Consider the following 22,815-nt stretch of genomic DNA (forward strand, 5'->3'; position numbering starts at 1 on the left):
TTTTCTGCGAGGCACGCGGATTTTTCTGCGAGGCACGCGGATCGGGTATCGTGCATTTTTATGCGCTTGCTAATCAAATTGATTGCAATCAATTGCATATGCCGTCTGGCATGCCATGCTGAGGAACCGCTTTACCCAATCCGCGCTCCCCCTCCACTTGAACGTCGCGGTGTTCCCATGAACAGCATCTCCATCAAAGCCAAGCTCGCGGCGGTGTTCGCCGTGCTTTTCCTCCTGATCGTCGCCCTGGGCGTGCTGTCCATGAACCGCCTCGCGGTGGTGAATGACGTCGCCCGGAACATCGGGACAAACTGGTTGCCAAGCGTGGAATTCGCTCAAAGCACCAGTTTGGCCGTTGCCCGGTTCCGCCTCGTCGAATCGCGGCACATCCTGTCCACGGATGACGCCGAAATGACGCAGATCGAAGGCGATCTCGACCGGCGTGCGGCAATCGTTGGGGAGGAGCAGCGCAAGTACGAACCGCTCATCTCCAGCGCCGACGAGCGAAACCGCTACGACGAATTCAAAATTGCGTGGGCGGAATACCTTGCCATCCATAAGGACATCCTGGTGTTGTCGCGCAAGAACGAGGCGGAAAAGGTCACCGCGCTCTACAAGGGCAAGTCGCGCGATGCGTACAATCGCGCCGACCAAGCCCTGAGCGACGTCGTCAGGATCAACGTCGCGGGGAGCGACACGGCCGTTCGGGCGGGCGAGCAGACGTACGAGACTGCGCGCTTTGTTGTGATCGGTGCCATCGGGGGCGGTGGTCTGCTCTGCGCCGGCGCTTGGGTGATGATGCTCCTCGGTGTGTCGAAGCCGGTGCACACCATGACGGAAGCCATGACCCGCCTGGCGGATGGCGACACCAACATCTCCGTACCGGCGCTCGATCATAAGGACGAGATCGGCGAGATGGCGCAGGCGGTGCAGGTCTTCAAGCAAAACCTTCTCCGCAACCGACAGATGGAGCAGGAGGCCAAGGCCACCGAAGAGCGTGCCAAGATCGAAAAACGGCAGGCGATGTTGGACCTCGCGAGCCGCTTTGAGAGCCGTGTCGGCGGCATCGTGAACAGCGTCGGCAGCGCCGCCACCGAGTTGCAGGCGACCGCCACGCAGCTGTCCGCGGCGGTGGAGGAGGTCAGCGCCCAATGCGTCGCGGTCGCGGCAGCCTCCGAGCAGGCCAGCGCCAACGTCCAGACCGTCGCCGCCGCTTCGGAGGAGATGTCGTCGTCGATCCACGGCTTGTCCGAGCGCGTCACCCTGGCGGCCAACCGCTCCAAGGCCGCGGCGGATGGCGCGGTTCAGGCACAGCGGGAACTGGACGCGCTGTCCGCGGCGATCGAGCAGGTGGACCAGATCGTCGCGTCGATCAATGCCGTCGCCAGTCAGACCAATCTGCTGGCGCTGAACGCCACGATCGAGGCGGCCCGCGCCGGCGAGGCCGGCAAGGGCTTCGCCGTGGTGGCGTCGGAGGTGAAGAACCTCGCCAACCAGACGCACACCATGACCGACCAGATCGGCGCGAATCTGGCGGCGGTGAAGAGCGCCTCCTCTAGGACCGTGGAGGCCATGCGCTCAATCATCGGGCAGGTGGCAGACATCGATCATTCCACGGCGGAGATGGCCACGTCCGTCGAGCAGCAGAGTGCGGCCACCGGGGAGATCAGCCGCAACGCCCAACAGGCGGCGACCGGCACGGCGGAAGTGTCGCACAACGTCGTGGGCATCCAGCAGGCGGAGGCCGAGACGAGCGGAGCGACCAACAACGTCAAGTTCGCCTCCGACGAGCTGGCTCGGCAATCGGCGTTGCTTAAGGAAGAGGTTGATACGCTCCTTGCAGAAATTCGCGCAGCATAACTCATGGGGTTCAATGTGAATCGGCGCGCCATTTTATTGGCGGTGCGCTCGATAGATTGCTGGAAGAGCGCGCCGACTCATACCGACGACGACTGAAGGCTTCCGTTGAGGCGCTGTTGTTCCACCTGCCTGAGGATGGGCAGCAAGGTTCACCTGGTTCATCACCTTGAAGCCGATGAGTTGTGAGCTGGTCCCCGTATCCCGGACAGTCGGATAAGCTTGGTTCGCCCGATGGAAAGGACGGACCCGATGGCAGGGAATCGGAAGCGGTATTCAGCGGAGTTCAAGGCGAAGGTAGCGCTGGAGGCGATCCGGGGCGACCTCACGGTTTCGCAGCTTGTGGCCAAGCACGGTGTGCACCAGACGCTGATCAACGCCTGGAAGCGGCAAGCCGTTGAAGGCATGGCGGAGGTGTTCGCGGATAAGGCGGAGGTGGCCCAGGCGTCGCATGCCGCCGAGGTCGAGACACTGCACGCCAAGATCGGCCAGCTCGTGGTGGAACGCGATTTTTTGCGCAAGGCCTCCGGTCGATGAGCGTCGGTCGGAGGCGGGAGATGATCGAGCCCGAGCACCCGCGGCTCTCGATCGTTCGGCAGTGCGAGCTGGTGTCGATCAGCCGCTCCGCGTACTACGGGCCGGTCCGCGGTGAAGGGCCGTTGAACCTGGCGCTGATGCGCCTGATCGACGAGCAGTTCCTGGAGACGCCGTGGTACGGCTCTCGGCAGATGGCCCGCCACCTGCGGCGGCAAGGCTACGAGGTCCGACGCAAGCGGGTGCGGCGGCTGATGGCCAAGATGGGCTTGGCGGCGGTGTACCAGCGGCCGCGGACGACGGTGCCCCACCCGGAGCACCGGATCTGGCCCTACCTGCTGCGCAACGTGGTGATCGACCGTCCCAACCAGGCCTGATGCGCCGACATCACCTACATTCCCGTGCGGCGCGGCTTCCTCTACGTGGTCGCGGTGATGGACTGGGCGACGCGCAAGGTGCTGAGCTGGCGGTTGTCGAACACCATGGACGTGGAGTTCTGCATCGCGGCGCTCGAGGAGGCGCTGGCGCACTATGGGCGTCCGGAGATCTTCAACACCGACCAAGGCAGCCAATTCACCAGCCCGCGCTTCACCAGCATCTTGACCGAGGCAGGCGTCCGGGTTTCGATGGATGGGCGCGGGCGGTGGATGGACAACGTGTTCATCGAGCGGCTGTGGCGGTCGATGAAGTACGAGTGCGTCTATCTCCATGCCTTCGAAACCGGCAGCGAGGCACGGGCCGGGCTCGGGCGGTGGATCACCTACTACAACTCCCAGAGGCCGCATTCGGCGCTCGGCGGCAGGACGCCGAACGAGGCCCATGCGGACATCCTCAACTGCAACGAGCTGGCGGCGTGATGGAGACCTGAACCAAGCTTATCCCAGCCGCCAAACTGTCCGGGATACGGGGACCAGCTCAGAATGCCGTTGCCCATGTCCGTGCCAACCACGGCGTGAGCGAGCGGCGGGCGTGCCTTGTGCTGGGAGCAGATCGCTCGACGGTGCGCTATCGCTCCCGGCGCCCGGACGATGCTGCTGTCCGCGAGCGGCTACGCGAGCTGTCGCGTCAGCGGCGCCGTTTCGGATACCGCCGGCTGCATCTGCTGCTGGCCCGCGAGGGCCATGCCATGAACCAGAAGAAGCTGCGCCGGCTCTACACCGAGGAGAAACTCCAGGTGCGCCGGCGCAGTGGACGCAAGCGCGCTTTGGGCACGCGGGCGCCCCTGGCGCTGCCGCAGGGCCCAAACCAGCGCTGGTCGCTGGACTTCGTCGCCGACAGCTTCAGCGACGGGCGGCGCTTCCGGATCCTGGCCGCTTGGAAGGAGGACGACAACCACGTTCGGCCGCACTCCGGTCTCGGCGGCGCCACGCCCGCCGAGGTCGCCGCAGCCGCAACGCAAGCTGGGCCGAGGCATGCCTCGGCCCAGCTTGCCATCACCGCCCGCTTCGGGCATCACAACTCACAGAGACTCTGCCAGTGACCGGAGGAAGCTTCGGCCTCAGGTCAGCCGTTAGCAGATTGTGGGGTACCCTGTTTGGGATCGGGGAGGCATCAAACCAACCGCTTGAAGAAGGTCCCGACTTGGCTTGCGGCCATCGCGAGAGTCCCGACATGGTCGCCTTCGACCTGAAGGAACTCGTGCCGGGGGTTGACCGGCAAGCGGTCAAAGTAGCGTGCCCTGCTGGACGCGAACAGGATGTCACGGGTGCCGATCACCCACTGAACCGGGCATGTCACCTTGGACATGTTGGACTCGACCTCCAGCTTCCCTTCTGGGTCGAACCAGCTGAGATAGTCGTCGGCGCTCATCCGCGGGGAGAGCGCCGTCATCTGATTGTTGTCCGCAAACTCGGAGATGCCGGAGCCCTGCCCGGTCGCGCGCATGGCGCGCGCCTTGTCGATCGCGGCCTTCACCCGGGCGTTGAGAGGGATCGCCGTCGCCTCATAGTAGACCTTGGGCAAGTGGCCCGGGGCGATCATCGATATGCCCTCGATCCCGCCCCGGTGGACGGCATAGGCCACGGCCACGGCCGCACCGATCGAATGGCCGGCCAGGAACATCCTGGTGGATCCTACGCGCCGGAATCCCGCCAGGGCGGCATCGATTTCGTCGAACGCCCCCTCAAGGGAGCCGTCCAGGTACCTCGTGCGCGACCACGGCATCTCGTTGGTCTCACAGCGCAAGCCTTGCCCCTGAATCTCGCCGCGCACCCTCTGCAGGCCCTCGAACTGCGGCATGCCTTGCTTGCCATGCATGAGCAAGACGGCGCCCGACGTCGTCGGCTTTGTCGTCACGCAACCGGGCAGCGCCAGTGCGGCGATTCCCAAGCCAAGGAAGCTGCGGCGTCCAATCATGGACCGTCCTTTGCGTAATGGGATGGGCAAGGGGCGGCGCCTGGACCGAAACGAACACCGCCCCTCGAACTGTTGACAAATTTACCCTAAGCCATAGCCGATAGAAATGAAGATATCGTGAGGTGGTCGGTTGCGGATCGAATCTGACGCCGGCTTCGCATGCGCGTTGCGCGATCGAGGCTGTCAATGGACGAGGCGGGTTCCCTAGCGGCGACCGATCCCGGTCGGCTAAAGTCAGCTTCAGGCCAAGGGCCCATGGCGAGACATCCATGCCCCGCAGGCTGCCCACATCCTTTGTAGAACGTAACGGCCCGTTCGGCGCGGGCCACTAGTCCAAACCCGTCGTCGCCCCGCATACCAAGACCGGCAACTGAACGCCTGGACAGCACGGGGCTGCCGATGGACGGCGCGGCTCCTGACCAGCAAGTGGGCAGTCTCCATTTTCCACGCCCGTACCGGCGGCTGTTGGCGGATAGTGTTGAAAAAGTCGGGGTTGTCGGCGGCATGAAGTCCCGATTCAGTTCTCCTGGGCAGAGGAGGACGCAACGATGATGGGCGAGCGGATGGTGATGCAGGAGGTGCTGTTCTATGAGTTCAGCCTCGAGCGCCACGTCCCGTCGGACCACCTGCTGCGCTCCATCGACCGGTTTGTCGACCTGTCCGGCATCCGCGCGAGCTATGCAGGAGATTGGGTGACGGGCCGGTCAGGCGGCGTTCTGTGACGCGGGTTCGGTGACCTCGATGCCGTCGCGGAATGTGACGCCGCGGATCACCTTGGGCAACAGGTTTTCGCCCTGGAGGCGGCGCCAGGTTTTCGCCGCGGCGGTGATCAGCTTGAACACCATCAGCTTGGCGGTTTCTTGAGACAGCGCTCCCTTGGTGCGGAAGGTCCGGTGCCGCACGGTGGCGAACACGCTTTCTATGGGATTGGTGGTCCGAATGTGCTCCCAGTGCTCGGCGGGGAAGTCGTAGAAGGCGAGCAGCGCGTCACGGTCCTTGATCAGGCATTCCACCGCCTTGGCGTACTTGGTCGCGTATTTCTTCACGAACACGTCCAGAGCAGCCTGCGCGGTGGCCCGGTCCGGTGCCATCCAGATCTCGCGCAGGTCCTGCTTGAGCGCGGGCTGCACGGACTTGGCCACCTTGTTCAGCACGTTGGCGGTCTTGTGCACCCAGCAGCGCTGGTGCCGGGTGGAGGGGAAGACCTCCTCCAGGGCCTTCCAGAAGCCGAGCGCGCCGTCGGCAACCGCCAGTTCCGGGGCTATGGCGAGGCCGCGCGCCTGGATGTCGATCAGCAGCTCGCGCCAGCTCTGCGCGCTCTCGCGCACGCCGACCTGGAAGCCGATCAGCTCCTTCCTCCCCTCCGGCGTGGCGCCGATGATCACCAGCATGCACTCGGCGACCGGCTCCAGGCGGGCCTGGAGGTAGACGCCATCGGCCCAGATGTAGACGTAGCGCCGCGCCGACAGATCGCGCCGTTGCCAGCGCGCGTAGTCGGCCGCCCAGTCCTGCTTCAGCCGGGCGATGACGGACGGCGACAGGTTTGGGGCGTCCTTGCCGAGCAGGGCGCTGAGCGCGTCCTGGAAGTCGCCGGTGGAGACGCCGCGCAGGTAGAGCACCGGCAGCAGGGCGTCCAAGCTCTTGGAGCGCCGTGCCCAGCGGGGCAAGATCGCCGAGGTGAAGCGGATCCGCTCGCCGCTCTCCTCGGCGCCACGGTCGCGCACCTTGGCGCGGCGCACCGCCACCGGCCCGATGCCGGTCTGGATGGTGCGCTCGGGACCATGGCCATGCCGCACCATCCGGTCGCGCCCGTCCGGCAGCTTGACGTCCTTCATGGCGGCCAGGAACGCCTCCACCTCCGCCTCGATGGCCTGCTCCAGCAGACGACGGGCGCCGGTGCGCAGGATGGTGGTCAGCGGATCATCGATCTCCTCCGGCTGACGCAGCCGGACAACATTGCTATCCTCGGTCATGGCGTATCGCTCCCTCGTGGAGGTTCTGGCAGGCTTCGTCACCCGCCTCGATACGCCGCCCTCCTCAGGCCCTCATCACCCAGGTTCCCGCATAGCTCCATCCGCGCGCACTTGCAGCCCTTCTACAGCGTGATCGGACGCCCCTCGATCGATCCGCAACTGATGATCCGGATGCTCATCATCGGCTACTGCTTCGGCATCCGCTCGGAGCGCCGGCTGTGCGAGGAGGTGCATCTGAACCTCGCCTTCCGCTGGTTCTGCCGGCTCGGCCTGGACGGCGACGTGCCGGAGCACTCGACCTTTTCCAAGAACCGTCACGGCCGCTTCCGCGACAGCGATCTCCTGCGGAAGCTGTTCGAAACGACCGTGCAGCGCTGTATGGAGACCGGTCTGGTCGGGGGTGACGGCTTTGCGGCCGATGCGAGCCTGATCCGCGCGGACGCGAACAAGCGGCGTTCGGCGGCGGGATCGGACGCCGTCGACTGGGAGGCGATGGCGGCGACCCGCCGCTCCGTCCGGGAGTATCTCGACACGCAGGATGAAGCCACCTGGGGCGCCGCCAGCGAGGTGACACCCAAGTTCGTCTCGCGCTCGGATCCGGCCGCGCAGTGGACGGGGGCGCAGAAGGGCCATGCGTTCTTCGCCTATGCCACCAACCACCTGATCGACCTCGACCACGCCATCATCGTCGATGTCGAGGCGAGCCGCGCCATCCGCCAGGCGGAGGTCGGCGCGGCCCGCACCATGCTCGACCACACCCAGGATTGTTTCGGGTTTTATCCCGAACGGCTGGCCGCCGACAGCGCCTATGGTTCGGCCGAGATGCTCGGCTGGCTGGTCCAGGAGCGCGGGATCGAGCCGCACATCCCGGTCTTCGACCAATCCGAGCGCCGCGACGGGACCTTCGAGCGGGCCGACTTCACCTACGACCACGAGGCCGATGCGTATGTCTGCCCGGCCGGCAAGGAGCTCCGGCCGCGGCAGAAGACCTATCGGACGCCGCGCCCGCTCGCCGACGCGGCCGGCCTGATCCGCTATCGCGCCAGCACGCTGGACTGCGCCCCCTGTCCGCTCAAGCCGCGCTGCTGTCCGACCACACCCGCGCGCAAGGTTCCGCGCTCCATCCACGAAGGGGCTCGCGACCTGGCGCGCGCCCTCGCCGCCACCGACGCCTACGCCGCCTCACGGCGCGAGCGGAAGAAGGGCGAGATGCTGTTCGCCCACCTCAAACGCATCCTGAAGCTCGACCGGCTGCGATTGAGGGGGCCGAACGGGGGCCGCGACGAGTTCCACCTCGCCGCCGCCGCCCAGAACTTCCGCAAGCTTGCCAAGCTCATCCCGATGCCTGAACCCAGGCCAGCGTGAGGGAGCCCGCGCCCACAGACCCTCTGCAATCGGCACAGCGGCACTCGATCGGCACCCGACTTTTTCAACGATATCGGCGCATTGCGGCCCTTCGCACATGGGGTGATGGCCATTCTCACCCATGATACATTTCGCGCCCATTTCCATGGATGGCGATTATGTCGATCAAAGTCTTCGCGTTTTCCTGCGGCACCCTGACCTGCGAATTCGCGCGCATGATGGACGGTGGGACCAGCGACATCACCATGCCCATTCCGGCTTTTCTGATCGAGCACCCGAAGGGGCGAGCGGTTTTCGACACAGGACTCCACCCTGAATGCCAGCACGATCCCATCGGGCGATTGGGCAAGGAAATGGCTACCGCCTTCCGGATCGGCTTCCAACCAGGTGATGAGATCAGCTCGCGGCTCCAGGCAATCGATCGTGATCCCGCCAAGATCGATCTTCTCATCAACTCCCACCTTCATTTCGATCACGTTGGCGGCAACGCTTTGGTTCCCAACGCGACCATGCTCGTACAGCGGCGCGAATGGGATGCCGCCCGGGACGCGGACCTGGCCACGCTGCACGGCTACGATCCCCGCGATTTCGACGTTGGCCATAAGGTGCAGTTGATCGACGGAGAGCACGACGTGTTCGGTGACGGCTCGGTCACTTGCTTGCCGACCCACGGCCATACACCTGGGCACCAGTCGCTACGCCTGCGGCTCGCCAGTGGCGATCTCGTGCTTGCTGCCGACGCTTGCTATTTCTGTCAAACCCTCCGTGAGCGCCGACTGCCTCGCTACGTGGCAGATCGTGAGAAGATGCTTGCTTCACTGGATCGGCTGGAAGCTCTGGAAAGGGGCGGCGCTCGCATTGTTTTCGGCCACGATCCACTATTCTGGAGCACCGTGCCGCAACCACCGGCAGCGATCTCGTGACGACTTATGTTCTGGCTTTCCATATCTGGCTGTGGCGCAAACCCGACAGCCTCATCGACCGGGAAGGATCGGCACTCGCTGATACGGGTGTGGTGAGGGGCGAGGCATGCGCAACAACAGTGGAGCAACGCACATCCGGGCCCGCGGCTGCGGACCCCCGATCAACTCGGCACCACCAAGATGTCCGTATGGCTCAGCGTACGGACGTTGAGCGTGGCGATGGTCACCGCCGCCCCGGCGCCATTGCCGTCGGCGTCGTACGACAGCGTGCCCGTGGCCGTGTTGAAGACGAACAGGTCGTTGGCGTCCGCCGGGTTGTTCAGCGCGAAGTTCGACGCCGACAGCGTGTCCGCCGTGAGGTTGCCGAAGTTCGGGCTGACCACCGCGATCCGGTCCACCCCCGACTGGAAGTCGGTGATGACGTCTCCGCCTTCGGACGCGGCGTTGAAGCGGAACACGTCCGCCCCGTCGCCGCCGCCCAGCGTGTCGGACCCCGCCCCGCCGTTCAGCGTGTCGTTGCCCAGATTGCCGAACAGCGCATCGTCGCCCAGATTGCCGGCCACCGAGTCGTCGCCCTGGCCGCCAAACAGGGTGTCGCCGCCCTGGCCGCCGAAGACCGTGTCGTTTGCCATGTTGCCGTACACGACGTCGCCGCCCATGTTGCCGTACAGAGCGTCGCCGTCCTGGCCGCCGAACACGGTGTCGCCACCCTGGCCGCCGAACAGCGCGTCGGCGCCTTGGTTGCCGTATAGCAGGTCGGGGTCCAGATTGCCGTACAGGCTGTCGTTACCGAGGCCGCCGGTGACGGTGTCGAAGCCGTCGTCGCCGTAGATCAGGTCGTTGCCCTCGCGCGAGCCGACAAAGTCGTCGCCGCCGCCGCCGCGCAGCGTGTCGTCGTCGGCCCCCAGCACCATGATCTGGCTGGAGTTGTCGCCGACCGCGAACTGCGAACCGGCGCCGCCGGAGACCTGCGCGTTGCCGACCACGGCGACGAAGCCGACGTTGTCGATCTGCAGGATCGTCCCCGACGGCAGGTTGCGCGTGTCGATGACCAGCGCCTCCCCGCCCGTACCGCCGCCGGTGATGACGATCGGCGTGTTGCCGGTCGCCGTGCCGGCGGTGACCGTCGGCGTCACCGTGCGCACCGTCACCGCGGCCGTCGGCGCCAGCGACTGGGTGTAGCTGGTGATGGCGCCCGTCAGCGTCGCCTGCTCCGTGGGGCTGGCACCCAGTGACGTGACGGCTGACGTCAGCGTGTCGGCAGCCTGTGTCTTGCCGACCGGGTTCTGCGGACCGGTCGCCGTCAGGCCGACACCGGCCGGCACCTGCGCGGAGACCGCCGGATCCGACGATCCGTCGCCGGTGAGCGACACCTGCACCGGCGCCGTCGTGCCGGCCGGCGGCGTTATCGACACCGCGACCGAGCCCGAGGTCACCGTGGTCTGCACGGTGGCTCCGCCCGCCGTCTGTGTGGTCGTCGTGGTCGGCGGCGTTGTGGTGGTCGGCGCCGTGGTGCCATCACCGCCACCGCCATTGCCATCGCCACCCGAGGACGAGTCGTCATTGCGGATTAGGCCGGAGGCGCTGCCGGTGCCCAGGGGCACGCTGCCACCCGCGCTGTCCAGCACGACGGCGAACGTCTCGTCCGGTTCGGCCACCGTGTCGCCCGTCACGGCGATGGTCAGGGTCCGGACGGCTTCCCCCGCCGTGAAGCTGACGGATCCCGACGGCATCGTACCGCCGAAGTCGGCGGACGCGGCCGGGTTGGCGCCGACACCCGTGACCGTGTAGGCGAGCGTGGCGGAAGCACTGAGACCGCCGGTCCGCGACAGGGTAAACACGAACGGCGTCGTGCCGGCGTCGCCTTCCGCCCGATCCGCGGCCGTGGACGCGATCGACACGGTCGTCTGCGGCGCGGCGGGTGCCTGGGTGATGGCGGTCGTGCCGTCCCCGGTCGGCGACGCGGCAAGCGGGGTGGTCAGGCTGCCGTCGAGCGTGACGGTCAGGTCGGTCGTGCCGTTGCCGTCGCGGTCGATGGCGAGCGTTGTCACGCCGCCCGACGTGGTCGTCGTGAGCGCCGCGCTGGTGAAGGTTCCATCCACCAGCAGGACGTCGCCCATGGTGAAGTCGGTAATGGTCGTGTTGGCTCGCACGCGGAACGCGTCGTTGCCGGATCCGCCGGTCAGAAGGTCGCCGCCGCTGCCGCCGTCGAGGTAGTCGTCGCCGGCCCCGCCGTCCAGCGTGTCGTTGCCCGAGTTGCCCATCATGTCGCCGAGCAGCGCGTCGTTGCCGTCGCCGCCGCGAAGCACGTCGTTGCCCCCCAGGCCGATGATCACATTGTCGCCGCTGTCGCCCGCAAGGGAATCCCCCTGGTCGAAGCTGCCCAGCAGGTCCTCGAAACCGCTGAAGGCATCACCGTCGGCATCGCCGCCCGCGGCGGTCCCCGCCTGCAGATCGACCGCTACCCCGGCGGTCGAATTCCAGAACTCGATCCGGTCCTTGCCGGCGCCACCGGCCAGCACATCCGCACCCCGGCCGCCGCGGATGACGTCGTCGCCACCTCCTCCCGAGATGGTGTCGTTGCCGTCAGCGCCGATCAGGTCGTCGTTGCCCATGCCGCCCAGCAGCGAATCGTCGCCTGGGCCGCTCCACAGCCGCTCGACGCCGATGAGGACGGCGCGGTTGCCGTTGCCGTCCCGGGCTGTCCCGGCGGCCATGTCCACGGCCAGGGACGCGTTGCCAAAGTGCCGCGCCTCGTCGATTCCCGCCCCGCCGTTCAGCGTGTCGACGTCGCTGCCGGCGCCGCCCGTGCCGCCGAAACCCAGCACGTCGTCGTCAGGCCCGCCGTCGACGCTGTCGCTTCCCGCACCGTCGAACAACTGGTCATTGCCCGAGCCGCCGTCCAGCGTGTCGTCACCGGCCAGTCCGGACAGCCGGTCGTCACCCCCCAGGCCGGACAGCGTGTCGTTCCCGGCCGTACCGCTCAGCGTGTCATTGCCGGGCGTGCCGCTCGTCGTGCTGCCGGCGGGGATTGATCCGTCGTCGTTGCGGATGGTCGCGGTGGCCCCGGCGCCGCCTGCGCCGTCGGAGACGGCGAAGGCGAAGGTCTCGTCGGCCTCCGGCACGATGTCGCCCGACACCAGGATGGTCACGCTGGCACTCGCCTGTCCGGCGTCCAGGCGGACCGTGCCGGCCGGCAGCACGCCTGCCAGGAAGTCGCCGCCGTTTGCCGGGTTGGCGCCGCTGCCCGTCACCGTGTACGGCAGGGACACCGGTGCGCTGGTGTCGCCGCTGCGGGAGACGGTGAACACGAATGGCATCGTTCCGGCATTCCCTTCGAATGCCGACGCCGGCGAGACGCCGACGGAATAGGTCGTGGGACCAGGGTTCTGCGAACCGTCGGTGACGTCGGTGACGCGGATCCTGATCGGGTCGGACACCCAGCGGAACCGGTGATCGTCGTCCTGCAAGGAAAGGGTCAGTTCCTCGTCGCCCTCGGCGAGCGCGTCGGTGCCGACGGGAATGTCCACCTCGATGGTCTGCGTGTATCCGCTGCCGTCCGGCGTGAAGGTGACCGTCCCGCCCGGCAAGGCACCGCCGAAATCCGCCGCCGACACCGGCTTGTCGCCCGACCCCTGCACCGAATAGCCGACGCTCACCGGCAGGCCGCCGCGTGACCAGTAACCGCCGACTTGGCGGACGATGGAGACGTGCAGCGTGTCGCCTTCGCGCACCGACGTCGCGTCGGTGTGGACGGACACGGTGTATTCGTCGTCGTCCTGGACCGTGGCGCTCTGCGTGGACCGCCAGTACGTTCCGCTCAGGGTGTTTCCGCCGGCGGCGACGCCATCGGGCGCGGTGAGCGTCAGGACGAGGTTGGTTTCGCCGAGGGCGAGGTTGTCGTTGACGACCTTGATGGTCACCGTCTTCGCCGTCTCGCCGGGCGCGAAGGTGATGGAGCTGGTCGCGTCGACGATCGCCGGTGCGGGGCTCGACACCGCCGTCGCGGCGAAGTCGACGCGCGTGGTGGACGACAGATCGCCGCCGCGGCGGATGACGAAGGTCAGTTCGGTCACGCCCTCGTCGCCTTCGACCGGGCTGGCCGGCTCATCGGTGAAGCCGACCCAGGTCTTGTCGTCGTCGACGATGGTTCCCACGGCGGTGGAGGTGCCGAACCGGCTCGGATCGACGGGCGTGTGGTTTCCCTCCTCGATGCTGAGGGTGAAGGTTTCGTTCGGCTCGCCCAGCTGGCCATCGTCCGTCACCTTGAACGAGATGGTCTTCCGGGTTTCGCCGGGGGCGAACGTCACGGCCTTGTAGCCGCTATAGCTGAACGTCAGGTCGTCCGGTGCGTGGCTGAACAGGTCGCCGGGGCCGGCCGTGTTCCCGGTGGCCGGCGCGATCCGGTACCAGATCGTGCGCTCCTGGCTTGGATTGCCCTCGCGCACGAGGGTCGCGGAGAAGACGCCGTTTTCCGGCTGGCTCAGGTCGGGCTGCGCGATTGACACGCGGTCGTCCTGCTCCCGCACAAGGACCGTGAGCGCGCTGCCGGACAGCACGGGTGCAAGCGCGCCGTTCCGGGCGTCGGCGTCGTCCACCGCCGCCTCCGGGGCCGAGAGCCGCAGGGCCTCGGTTCGCCCGCCGTCGTAGATGCCGGGGCGCCCGTCCACGTGGAAATAGGCGGTGTGCGTGGTCTCGCCGGCGGCGATGGTGACCGTGCCGATGCCGTTGACGTCGACGCGGAACGGATAGTCGGAGGCGGTGGCGACCGCGATCGGAACCGCCAGGTTGCTGCTTTCCACGATGTTCGTCGCCCGGCCGGGCAGCGTCACCACGGGGCGGTCATCGTTGCGGATGGTGACGGTGGCGCTGACCGTGCGCGACGGGTTGGCGGCGTCGGTCAGGACCACCTCGAAGGTTTCGTCGTACTCGGGCCTGACGTCGCCGAGGATGGTGACCGGAACCTCGACCGTGGTCGCGTCCTTCGGCACGACCAGCTCGACGTCGCGGAGCACGTAGTCCGATCCCGCCTTCGCGGTGCCGTCGCGCGTCGTGATCCGGTAGGTGGCGGCGGTGAGGCTTGGGGTCGGCAGGGTGGCGGTGAGGCGCAGGGTGTGTGTCGCGGCGCCCTCATCCACCGCGGTGCCGGCGAGCAGAGGCAACTGCGTGTCGATCTGGCGCAGGGACGCGACGGGCGTCCCGCTCTGGTCGAGCCCGAGGCGCCAGTAGCTCAGCCAGCGCCCGTCCGCGCTGAGCGTGCCCGGCGAATTCCAGCCTTGCGGATCCCGGACGGAAATCCTGCCGATCGTGCCGAGATCGAGATCGACGAGGCTGAACGGGTATTCCCGGTGCGTCGTCCCGTTCTCGGGCAAGCCCATGACGGCGAGATAGCTGAACTCGAGGGTCCGCCCGCCGGCACCGAGGCTGGCCGTCTGCCCGAGCTGCGCGGCGAACGGATCGCTCCGGAACACCGTGGCGGCGGTGCCCGCGGCCAGGTCGTAGGCCTTCACCCGCCACGCGCTGTCGGCCGTATCCGGGGCGAAGACCGCCGAAAGGCGCGTCCCGTCCTGGGCGAAGGCCGCCGAGACCACGCGCCCGCCGCGGCCATAGGTGCCGATTTCCTGGGCCCCGCCGGATCCGGTGGTGTCCGCCAGATACAGCGTACCGCCGTCGCTGCCGACGGAGAAGGCCAGCGTCTCGCCGTTGTCGGACAGCGCCAGCAGCTTGGAGGCGGGGTCCAGGGTCAGGCGTGTTCCCCACGTGTTGGCGGCGGTGTCGTACACCCGCACCTGACGCTCCAGCGGGGCATTCGGCGCCAGGGTGTCGCGGGCGTACGAATCGAAGACGACGAAGCGTCCGTCGGCCGAGACCAGAGGAACGACGACGGAATCCCATTCGACCGTCTGGCCGTTCACCGCCCCCTGGACGCCAACCAGGGAGACGGAGAAGGACGCGCCGTTGCGCACCGCCCGGTAGACGGTGATGTCGCCCATCTGCGGGTTGGGAACCTGATAAACGATGGTGTTGCCGTCGGCGGAGATGCGCGCGCCGCGGGCTTGCCCCGTGCCGTCGGTGACGCGCGTTTCGGTGCCGCTGGCCGTGTCGAAGCAGTAGACGTCCGCCTGCTTCGTGTAGACGAGGTAGCGTCCGTCCGCGGACGACGACAGCTCCGCCTTGGCGAGCGCTCCGGTGCCGATGCTCCACGCGCGCGTGGCGGCGCCGGCGTCGGTTGCGGTGTAGGTCGTCGCCAGCGGGTGCGGGCCATCCGTTCCGACGGGCTGGACGAGCGAGTCGATGGCGACCGCGTTCGTCGTCACCCAGCCCCGCAGCGGATCGGCCATCCGGAACTGGACCCGTTCGACCCCCGAGAGCACGACCGAGCCCTGGCTGCCGGCGATGAGGTAGCGGTCGCCGACGCGTGCGACGGGATAGCCGCGCACCTGCCCGTCCGGCGTCACCAATTCGGCGTCGGTGAAGACCAAAGTGTCCTCGCCGTCGCCGCCGCTGACGGTGTCGTCGCCGATGCCGGCGTACAGCACGTCGTTTCCGCCGCCACCCAGGAGCCGGTCGCGGCCGGCTTCGCCGTCGAGGACGTCGTCGCCGTTGCTGCCGGCCAGGGTGTCGTCGAACGTGGTGCCGATCAGCGCCTCGATGCCCAGCGCCACCGTGGCGTCAAAGACGTCCGGGCCAAGGGTCACGGCCGCGCCGTGCGAGGACATGGACAGGTCCAGGCGGTCGCCGCCCGGACCGCCGTCGACGCCAACGTCCGGCGTGGCGAAGATCGTGTCGTTGCCGGCGCCGCCCTCGGCCCGGCCGCCGCCGGACGCCCACAAGTCGTCGTTCCCGTCGCCGCCGAGCAGGCTGCCGCCGTCGCTGTCCAGGTCGAACAGATGATCGTCGCCGGCGCCGCCGTCGAGGAGATCAAGGCCGCTGCCGCCGACCAGGTCGTCGTTGCCGGCGCCGCCGGACAGGGTGTCGTTCCCGCGCCCGCCGTCCAGGATGTCGTCGCCGCCCTGGCCGTTGATCGCGTCGTAGCCGTCGCCCCCCCGCAGCGTCTCGCCGCCGTCGAATCCCAGCAGGGTGTCCTCGCCGGCGCCGCCCTCCACCACGGCCGGCGCCGCGCTTTGCAGCACGACGAGGTCGTTCCCCGTACCGCCGTCCACCGACAGGCGGGCCGGGGCCGTCACCATCACCACGTCGTCGCCGCTTCCGCCGTCGACGGCGTAGGAATCCTGCACGAGGATTGTGTCGTTGCCGCCGCCACCGTAGATCCGGCCCGCCAGTTCCGGGTCCGTCTGGCCCTGTCCCGACGCGATGTCGTCGTCGCCGAGGCCGCCGTACAGCAGGTTCGTACCCCCGCCGCCCCGAATCGTGTCGTTCTCGGGACCGCCGTCGACGGTGTCGTTGCCGTCGCCGCCGACCAGGCTGTCCGCACCCGCTTCACCGAAGATCACGTCGTTGCGCAGCCCACCGAGCACGGTGTCGTCGCCGGCGCCCGCCCGGACGCGCCAGTTCCTGTCCAAATCCAGGGGAATGCGGTCGCCGCCGCCGGTTCCGGTGTGGAATTCAACCGGGTCGCGGGCAAGATTCAGCAGGCCCATGGTGTCCTGGTGGGACGCCGCCTGGACGAGGTCGTAGAAGAACGCTTCCGGCGACGGCGCGTACGGATCGAAAACGAACGTCGACGCCTCGTTCGACAGCTGCACGCGGGTGATCGCGGTTTCCGTCAGCAGCCCGCCCAACGTCGCCGCGAATTTGTCGAGCAGCTTGGCTTCCGGCAGCGTCTTCTCGATGAATTCCTCAAGCGGGATCAGATCCGGGATCAGCCCCAGCCAGTTTTCCTTGAAGAAGGTGCCGACCAGTCCGACAAGATCCTTCAGGGTGTCCGTCGAGAAAATGCCGGTGGAGCCCCGCTCCATCCCGGACGCGAGGAGATCGCCGACGAACGTGTCGAACGCTTCCAGGTCCGCGCCGCCGAAGGCCAGCTGATCGAAGATGCTGCTCTTTATGCGGTCCTTCATCAACTCGTTGAAGGGGGACAGGTCGATGGCGTACTGGATGAACTGTATCGCCATGGCATAGGGCGAGTCGTACCCGGCGACGATGTACCCGTCCTTGGGAACGGTGACCTTGATGTCCGTCGTGTTCGACTGCGCGGCGCTGCTGGGGTCGATGAGTTCCCGCCAGTCGAGACGGGTGATTGCTTCCCCTGTGTCGCGGATGGCCGCCGCCATCTTGAAGAGGTAGTCGTAGGTCTTCCAAACGTTCGTCTCGAACTTGAAGCCTTCGGCCACCTGCAAGGCGGTCAGTTGGCCACTGGCGTCGTAGACCTCCACGACGGCGTGCAGGTAGTTCGTGTTCGACAGCGCGAAGCTGACGGTCTTCCCCTCGGTAAAGCCGTCGGGGACGTAGGCGAGGTCCGACACGTAGAGACCGCCAAGCCCGGGAAGCGAAATCTTGTGATCGAATTCCGTCATGTCACACTCTCTGACTGCGGGCCGCCCCGACATGCGCCCCGGGACACACGCCGCGGCGGGCGGCGGGCCTGAAATCCGACCCCAGGCGGGACAACCTGTCAGTGCGATACACGGCTTGCTATCGCTGGGACGACATCCGATTACGTTTCGGCGCCATGCGGCGGTTTGACGCACACGTACGGCTGCATTAAGGTGTACGTCTCAACTGCGATGGCGTACGTGTACGGACGTTCGCAAAGGCTGCAACGGGCGCCGCAGCGCGGCTCCGCTGGTTTCCGGGCGAGCGCCGTTCGGGCCGCGGCGGCCAGACGCGCGCTTGCGTCCCCCAGCCTGCTGTTGACGGATGGCAAGTCGATGGGCTTCGGAAAGCTTGGCTCGGCGCACCCGTTGAAGTTGCTGCTCCTGGTCGGGAGCGCGCTGCCGATGCTGCGTCTGGCGCTGATCCTGGCGCTGGCGCTGTTCGCCGGCCTCGCGGCGGCGCAGACGCCGCCGGTGAAGTTCACCCGGCTGACGTCGAGCCATGGCCTGTCCCAGAACACCGTCTACCAGATCCTCCAGGATCGGCAGGGATACATGTGGCTGGCGACCGGCGACGGCCTGAACCGCTACGACGGCGTCGACGTCAGGGTCTTCCGCAACCACCCCGACGACCCCGCGTCCATTGACGACAATTACGTCAGCGCGCTGGCCGAGGATCGCGACGGCACCCTTTGGGTCGGTCTGATCGGCGCCGGCCTGGATCACTTCGATCCGAAGACCGGCCGGTTCGAGCACGCCCACCACGATCCGGCCGACGCGTCGTCGCTGCCGCATGAAGGCGTGACCGCGCTGCTCGTCGACCGCGACGGGGCGCTGTGGGTCGGGACCTCCGGGGGCCTTGCCGTCCGCGATGCGGGCTCCGGACGCTTCACGAGGGTGCCGATGCGCGCGGCCGCGGAAGCCGGGCGCGGCGAGCCGGCCGTACGGGCGCTGTACCAGCGGGCCGACGGCGACATCCTCGTCGGCACCGCCGGGGACGGCGTCCACGTGTTCCAGCGCGCGCACGACCGCGTCGCAAAGCTGCCCGTCGCTCCCGCCGACGTCGGGCTGCGCGGCGGCGATCTCTCCATCAACGGCTTCCTCGAAGACACAGCCGGCACGGTGTGGGTGGCGACGGCCAACGCGGGACTGGTTCGCCTGCGTGTCGCCGACGGCGCGGTCGAAGCCCGCCGCTACAACCCCGACCCCGCGATTCCGGGAGGCTCCCCTGTCATCGAGATCACCGCGCTCCTGTCTGGCGGCGAGGGGCGGCTGTGGGTTGGCACCTGGGGCGGCGGCCTCGCCTCCTTCGAACCGGAAACCGGCCGTTTCGACGCCCTGCGCGCCAGCCTCGCCGATCCGCACAGCCTGAGCAGCAACATCGTCCAGTCGCTGTTCCGCGACGCCGCCGGAATGGTGTGGGTCGGCACCTTCGACCGCGGCGTCAACTGGTTTTCCGAGCGCGCCCCCTTCGAGCACCACTATCGCGACCCCCTGCGCGAGCCGACCCTGCCGGACAACACCGTGTGGGCCTTCGCGGAAGGCGACGACGGCGATGTATGGGTCGGAACCGCCGGCGGGTTGGGCCGCCTTTCGATGGCGCGGCGGCGCTTCGTGCCCCTGGCCGAACGGGCGGACGCCGTGCCGCCGGCGTTGCGCGGCGACGTGCGGGCGGTGGTGGCCCACGACGGCGCGCTGTGGATCGGAACCTGGGGAAAGGGCCTGCTGCGCTGGGACCCGCGGAGCGGGGAGTGGGCGTCGTTCACCGCGGACGCCAACGATCCGCAATCGCTTTCCGACAACCGCGTGCGCCTGATCCTGCCAGACCCGGATGGCGCGCTCTGGGTCGGCACCCAGAACGGGCTGAACCGCCTGGATCCGGCGAACGGCCGCTTCCGCCGGTTCCACCACGATGCGGCCGATCCCCGGTCGCTGCCGCATGCCCGCATCCGTGCCCTGCACGTCGACCGCGCCGGCGTCTTGTGGGTGGGGACCAGCGGCGGCCTGGCCCGGCTGGATCCCGACGGGACCTTTACCAACTGGCTGCGCCGCACGGGCGATCCGAACGCCCTCCAGGACGGGGACGTGCGGGCGATCCATGAGGCCGGCGACGGCACGCTGTGGCTCGCCACCGGCGGCGGCCTCACGCGCTTCGAACCGGACCGCGGGCCGACCCGCACCTACGACGAGCGGGACGGGCTGCTCAACAGCACCCTCTACGGCATCCTGCCCGACGGGGACGGGCAGCTGTGGATCAGCACCAACCGCGGGCTGGCCCGCTTCGATCCGAAGGCCGGCCGGTTCCGCGTCTGGCTGGCGCCGGACGGCCTGCAGGACAACGAATTCAATTTCGGCGCCTGGGCTCGGACGCGTGACGGGTTGTTTCTCTTCGGCGGCATCAACGGCTTCAACCTGTTCGACCCCCGCACCGTGCTGACGCCGCCTCCGCCGTCGGCGGCGCCGCCGCTGGTGGTCGAAGACATTGCCGTGGCGTCCGACGCCGGCACGCGCCTTGCCGACGGCACGGGCGGGCTGGCGCTCGGTCATGCCGACCACGCGCTGTCGATCCGCTTCGCCGCCCTGCAATACGACCAGCCCGAAGGCACGCGCTACGCCACCTGGATGGAGGGACTGGAAAAGGGCTGGGGCCCCCTGGCCGCCGGCGTGCGGCAGGCCCGCTACGCCGAACTGCCCGCCGGGCGTTTCGTCTTCCACGCGCGCGCCGTTACCGCCCGCGGCGTTCCGGCGCGCAACGAGATCACTGTGCCCATCACCGTCAAGCCGGCCCCGTGGCGCACCATGTGGGCATTCGCCCTCTACGCCTTGGCGCTGGTGCTGGCCGGGATCGGGGGCGCCGCCGTCCGGCACCGCGCGCTGGCCCGCCGCGCCATGTGGCTCCAGGAGGAGGTCGCCCGCCAGACCCAGGCGCTCGCCGCCAGCGCCGCCACCATCGAGCAGAAGAACGCCGCCCTCCAGGAACTGCTGAACGTCCGCAGCGGCCTGTATCGTGCCCTGTCGCACGAACTGCGGACGCCGTTGTCGGTGGTCCTGTCCGCCTTGCAGGATCTCAGCGGCCGTCTCGCAGGCAGCAGCCGGGAGACGGTCGACATCGTGCTGGGAAGCGCGCGGCGTCTCAGCCGGCTCGTCGAGCAGCTGTTGCTTCTGGCCAGGATCGACGGCCCGCCGACAGCGGCGTCCAACGGTGGTGCGGCGTTCGTGGGCGCCGCCGTGCGCGAGCTTCTGCCGGCCTTTGGCCTGCTCGCATCCACGCGGGGGCTGACGCTCGAACACCGGATCGACGACCAAGCCTGCGGGGTCGTGACCTCCGAAGCGGTCGAGCTGATCGCCCAGAATCTTCTGTCGAACGCCATAAAGTACTCGCCGGCCGGTGGAGCGGTGCGGGTCGCCGTCGAGGGCGGCGTGGATGAGGTGCGTCTGATCGTCTCCGACACCGGCATGGGCATTCCGGCAAGCCAGCAGCAGGCCATCTTCCAGCCCTTCTACCGCGTGCCCGATCCCGACGTGCAGCGGGAGATGGGCGCGGGCATCGGCCTGGCGCTGGTGCGCGACCTCGTGCACCGGCACGGCGGGCGCATCGACGTGCAGAGCGCCCCCGGACGGGGCGCCACCTTCACCGTGCGTTTCCGCGCCGCCCGTCCGCATGACACGCCGTGCTCGGCGCCGGCCGTCGCGGCGGCGACGATGCCGCAGGCGCCTCCACCGCACGGCGGGCAGCCGGCCGCGGAGCGCAGCGCGGGCTCCGATGGCCCGATGCTGCTGATCATCGACGACGACCCCGACCTGCGCGGCTGGCTGCCGCGCCTGTTCGCCGACGACTATGCCTGCCACGTGGCGGCGACCGCCGAGGAAGGGCTGGATCTGGCCCGGGAGTTGGTCCCCGACTGCATCCTGTGCGACGTCATGCTGCCCTCGAAAAGCGGCTTCGACGTGGCCGAGGCCGTTCGCTCGGACCCGAGGATCTGCCATGTGCCCCTGGTCCTGCTCACCGCCCTGGGTGACGACGACAGCCGGCTGGCCGGGCTCGACCGCGAGATCGACGACTACGTCACCAAACCCTTCAACAATCAGGAGCTTCGTCTGCGCGTGCGCAACCTGCTGGCCAACCGGCGGCGGGTCGCCGAGGAGATGCGGCAACGCCTGCAGGTGGCCCCGGCACCGCCCGAAGCGGAACCCGCCGGCGATCCTTGCCCGCTGCCGATCCGGGATCAGCAGTTCCTTGCGCGTGTTGACGCCGTCCTTCTCGAACGGCTGGGCGACGCCTCGGTCGGGCTGCTGGAGATCGCCAGGTCCTGCGGTCTGAGTGAACGGCAGTTCCAGCGCAAGCTGTCCGCACTGACCGGGTCCTCCTTCAGCGAATACCGGACGGCGCTGCGGATGCGGGAGGCGCGCGCGCTTCTCGCCACCGACCGGACTCTCACCGATATCGCCCACACGCTCGGCTACTCCTCATCCGCCTATTTTTCCAAGGCTTTCAAGGACATCCACGGCGTGCCTCCGGGCGACTGGCGCCGGCACGGCGGCACCCGGCCCACGTCGGCGGACGGGAGCACCGAGAACGCCGCAATGGAACCCTGAAAACGACGCGGCGATCTGCACCGCCGCGCGTCAGCGCAGGGTGTGAAGCGGCGCGGTTCAATGACCCTTCACCGGCAGAGGATTGCGGCAAACCGGGTTCTAGAGCGAATTCCTGTCTGACGTGAAGAACGGGCGGGCGGTTTGGCTGTTGGAGCGATTGACCCATTGTGGAGGGCGTCGCGATGACCCGAGCCTATTCGTCGGATTTGCGGGAGCGTATGCTGCGGGCGTGAGAGGCGGGAGGCGAAACGCAGAGTTCGATCGCCCGGCGCTTCGAGGTGTCGGAGGCGACGGTCTCGAGTTGGCGCAAGCAAGCCCGTGAGGAGGAACGCCATGAAGCCAAGGCGCATGCCGGCGGGCGGGTGATGCTGGCCGGCGACCTGCCGGAGCTGGACGCGGTAGTGGCCGAACACACCGATGCCCAATTGGCGGAGTACGCGCGTTGGCTGGAGGAGCGCACCGGCCGGCGCCACTCGCTGCCCTCGCCTCCCGCCGGTCCTGCGCGCCACCTCCTGCCGGAGCGGCGCGCATGCCGCTCCGGCCTTCGTCTGCGGAAGACGGAAGGGCATGGCGCGCCGCGGGTCGATCTTCGACGGGATCCTGAACGACGACGCCTTCCGGGCGCGCATGAAGGCGCTCGGCGACCGCGCGCGCCGTCTGGCCTCCGACTACACCCGCCGCCGCGAGCGCCGCGTCAAGGTGCGCGGCGCCCCCAAC

General features: G+C 68.2%; 8 protein-coding genes and 2 pseudogenes. 7 read left to right on the plus strand and 3 right to left on the minus strand.

Going from position 1 to position 22,815, the window contains the following annotated elements:
* Window positions 1–177 precede the first annotated feature (177 nt).
* The 3 genes and pseudogenes from VED21_RS32495 to VED21_RS32505 all read left to right on the plus strand — a co-directional run.
* Window positions 178–1,860 (plus strand): methyl-accepting chemotaxis protein, encoded by a 1,683-nt coding sequence (locus VED21_RS32495; RefSeq protein ID WP_324889960.1) that lies wholly within the window; start codon window positions 178–180, stop codon window positions 1,858–1,860.
* Window positions 1,861–2,109: 249 nt separating this feature from the next.
* Window positions 2,110–3,248 (plus strand): annotated as a pseudogene (locus tag VED21_RS32500) (IS3 family transposase).
* Between the two features lie 50 nt (window positions 3,249–3,298).
* Window positions 3,299–3,700: pseudogene (locus tag VED21_RS32505) on the plus strand (IS3 family transposase); the annotation flags it as partial.
* Window positions 3,701–3,942: 242 nt separating this feature from the next.
* Here the strand turns inward: VED21_RS32505 and VED21_RS32510 are convergent.
* A complete protein-coding gene (locus VED21_RS32510) occupies window positions 3,943–4,746 on the minus strand; it encodes a hypothetical protein (RefSeq protein ID WP_324889962.1) in 804 nt (267 codons plus the stop codon).
* Window positions 4,747–5,294: 548 nt separating this feature from the next.
* Here VED21_RS32510 and VED21_RS32515 point away from each other — a divergent pair.
* Window positions 5,295–5,468 (plus strand): hypothetical protein, encoded by a 174-nt coding sequence (locus tag VED21_RS32515; protein ID WP_324889973.1) that lies wholly within the window; start codon window positions 5,295–5,297, stop codon window positions 5,466–5,468.
* Here VED21_RS32515 and VED21_RS32520 read toward each other — a convergent pair.
* Window positions 5,451–6,719, minus strand: coding sequence for an IS256 family transposase (locus VED21_RS32520; protein WP_324889964.1), 1,269 nt, complete (start codon window positions 6,717–6,719; stop codon window positions 5,451–5,453). The two genes, VED21_RS32515 and VED21_RS32520, sit on opposite strands and share 18 nt — an antisense overlap.
* On the opposite strand from VED21_RS32520, the gene VED21_RS32525 reads away from it, so the two are divergent.
* The gene (locus VED21_RS32525; protein WP_414638363.1) at window positions 6,702–8,084 is read left to right on the plus strand and encodes an IS1182 family transposase; all 1,383 of its coding nucleotides are present in this window, start codon (window positions 6,702–6,704) and stop codon (window positions 8,082–8,084) included. The two genes, VED21_RS32520 and VED21_RS32525, sit on opposite strands and share 18 nt — an antisense overlap.
* A 158-nt stretch (window positions 8,085–8,242) precedes the next feature.
* On the plus strand, window positions 8,243–9,007 hold the full coding sequence (locus VED21_RS32530) for an N-acyl homoserine lactonase family protein (RefSeq protein ID WP_324889966.1): 765 nt from the start codon (window positions 8,243–8,245) through the stop codon (window positions 9,005–9,007).
* 161 nt (window positions 9,008–9,168) lie between these two features.
* On the opposite strand, the gene VED21_RS32535 is transcribed toward VED21_RS32530, so the two are convergent.
* Entirely contained in the window at window positions 9,169–17,484 is an 8,316-nt protein-coding gene (locus VED21_RS32535; RefSeq protein ID WP_324889968.1) for a Calx-beta domain-containing protein, read from the minus strand.
* A gap of 387 nt (window positions 17,485–17,871) precedes the next feature.
* Between VED21_RS32535 and VED21_RS32540 the strand changes: the two genes are divergently transcribed.
* Entirely contained in the window at window positions 17,872–22,098 is a 4,227-nt protein-coding gene (locus VED21_RS32540; protein WP_324889970.1) for a hybrid sensor histidine kinase/response regulator transcription factor, read from the plus strand.
* Window positions 22,099–22,815 lie beyond the last annotated feature (717 nt).

Source organism: Azospirillum sp. (assembly GCF_035627195.1).
Taxonomy (GTDB): domain Bacteria; phylum Pseudomonadota; class Alphaproteobacteria; order Azospirillales; family Azospirillaceae; genus Azospirillum.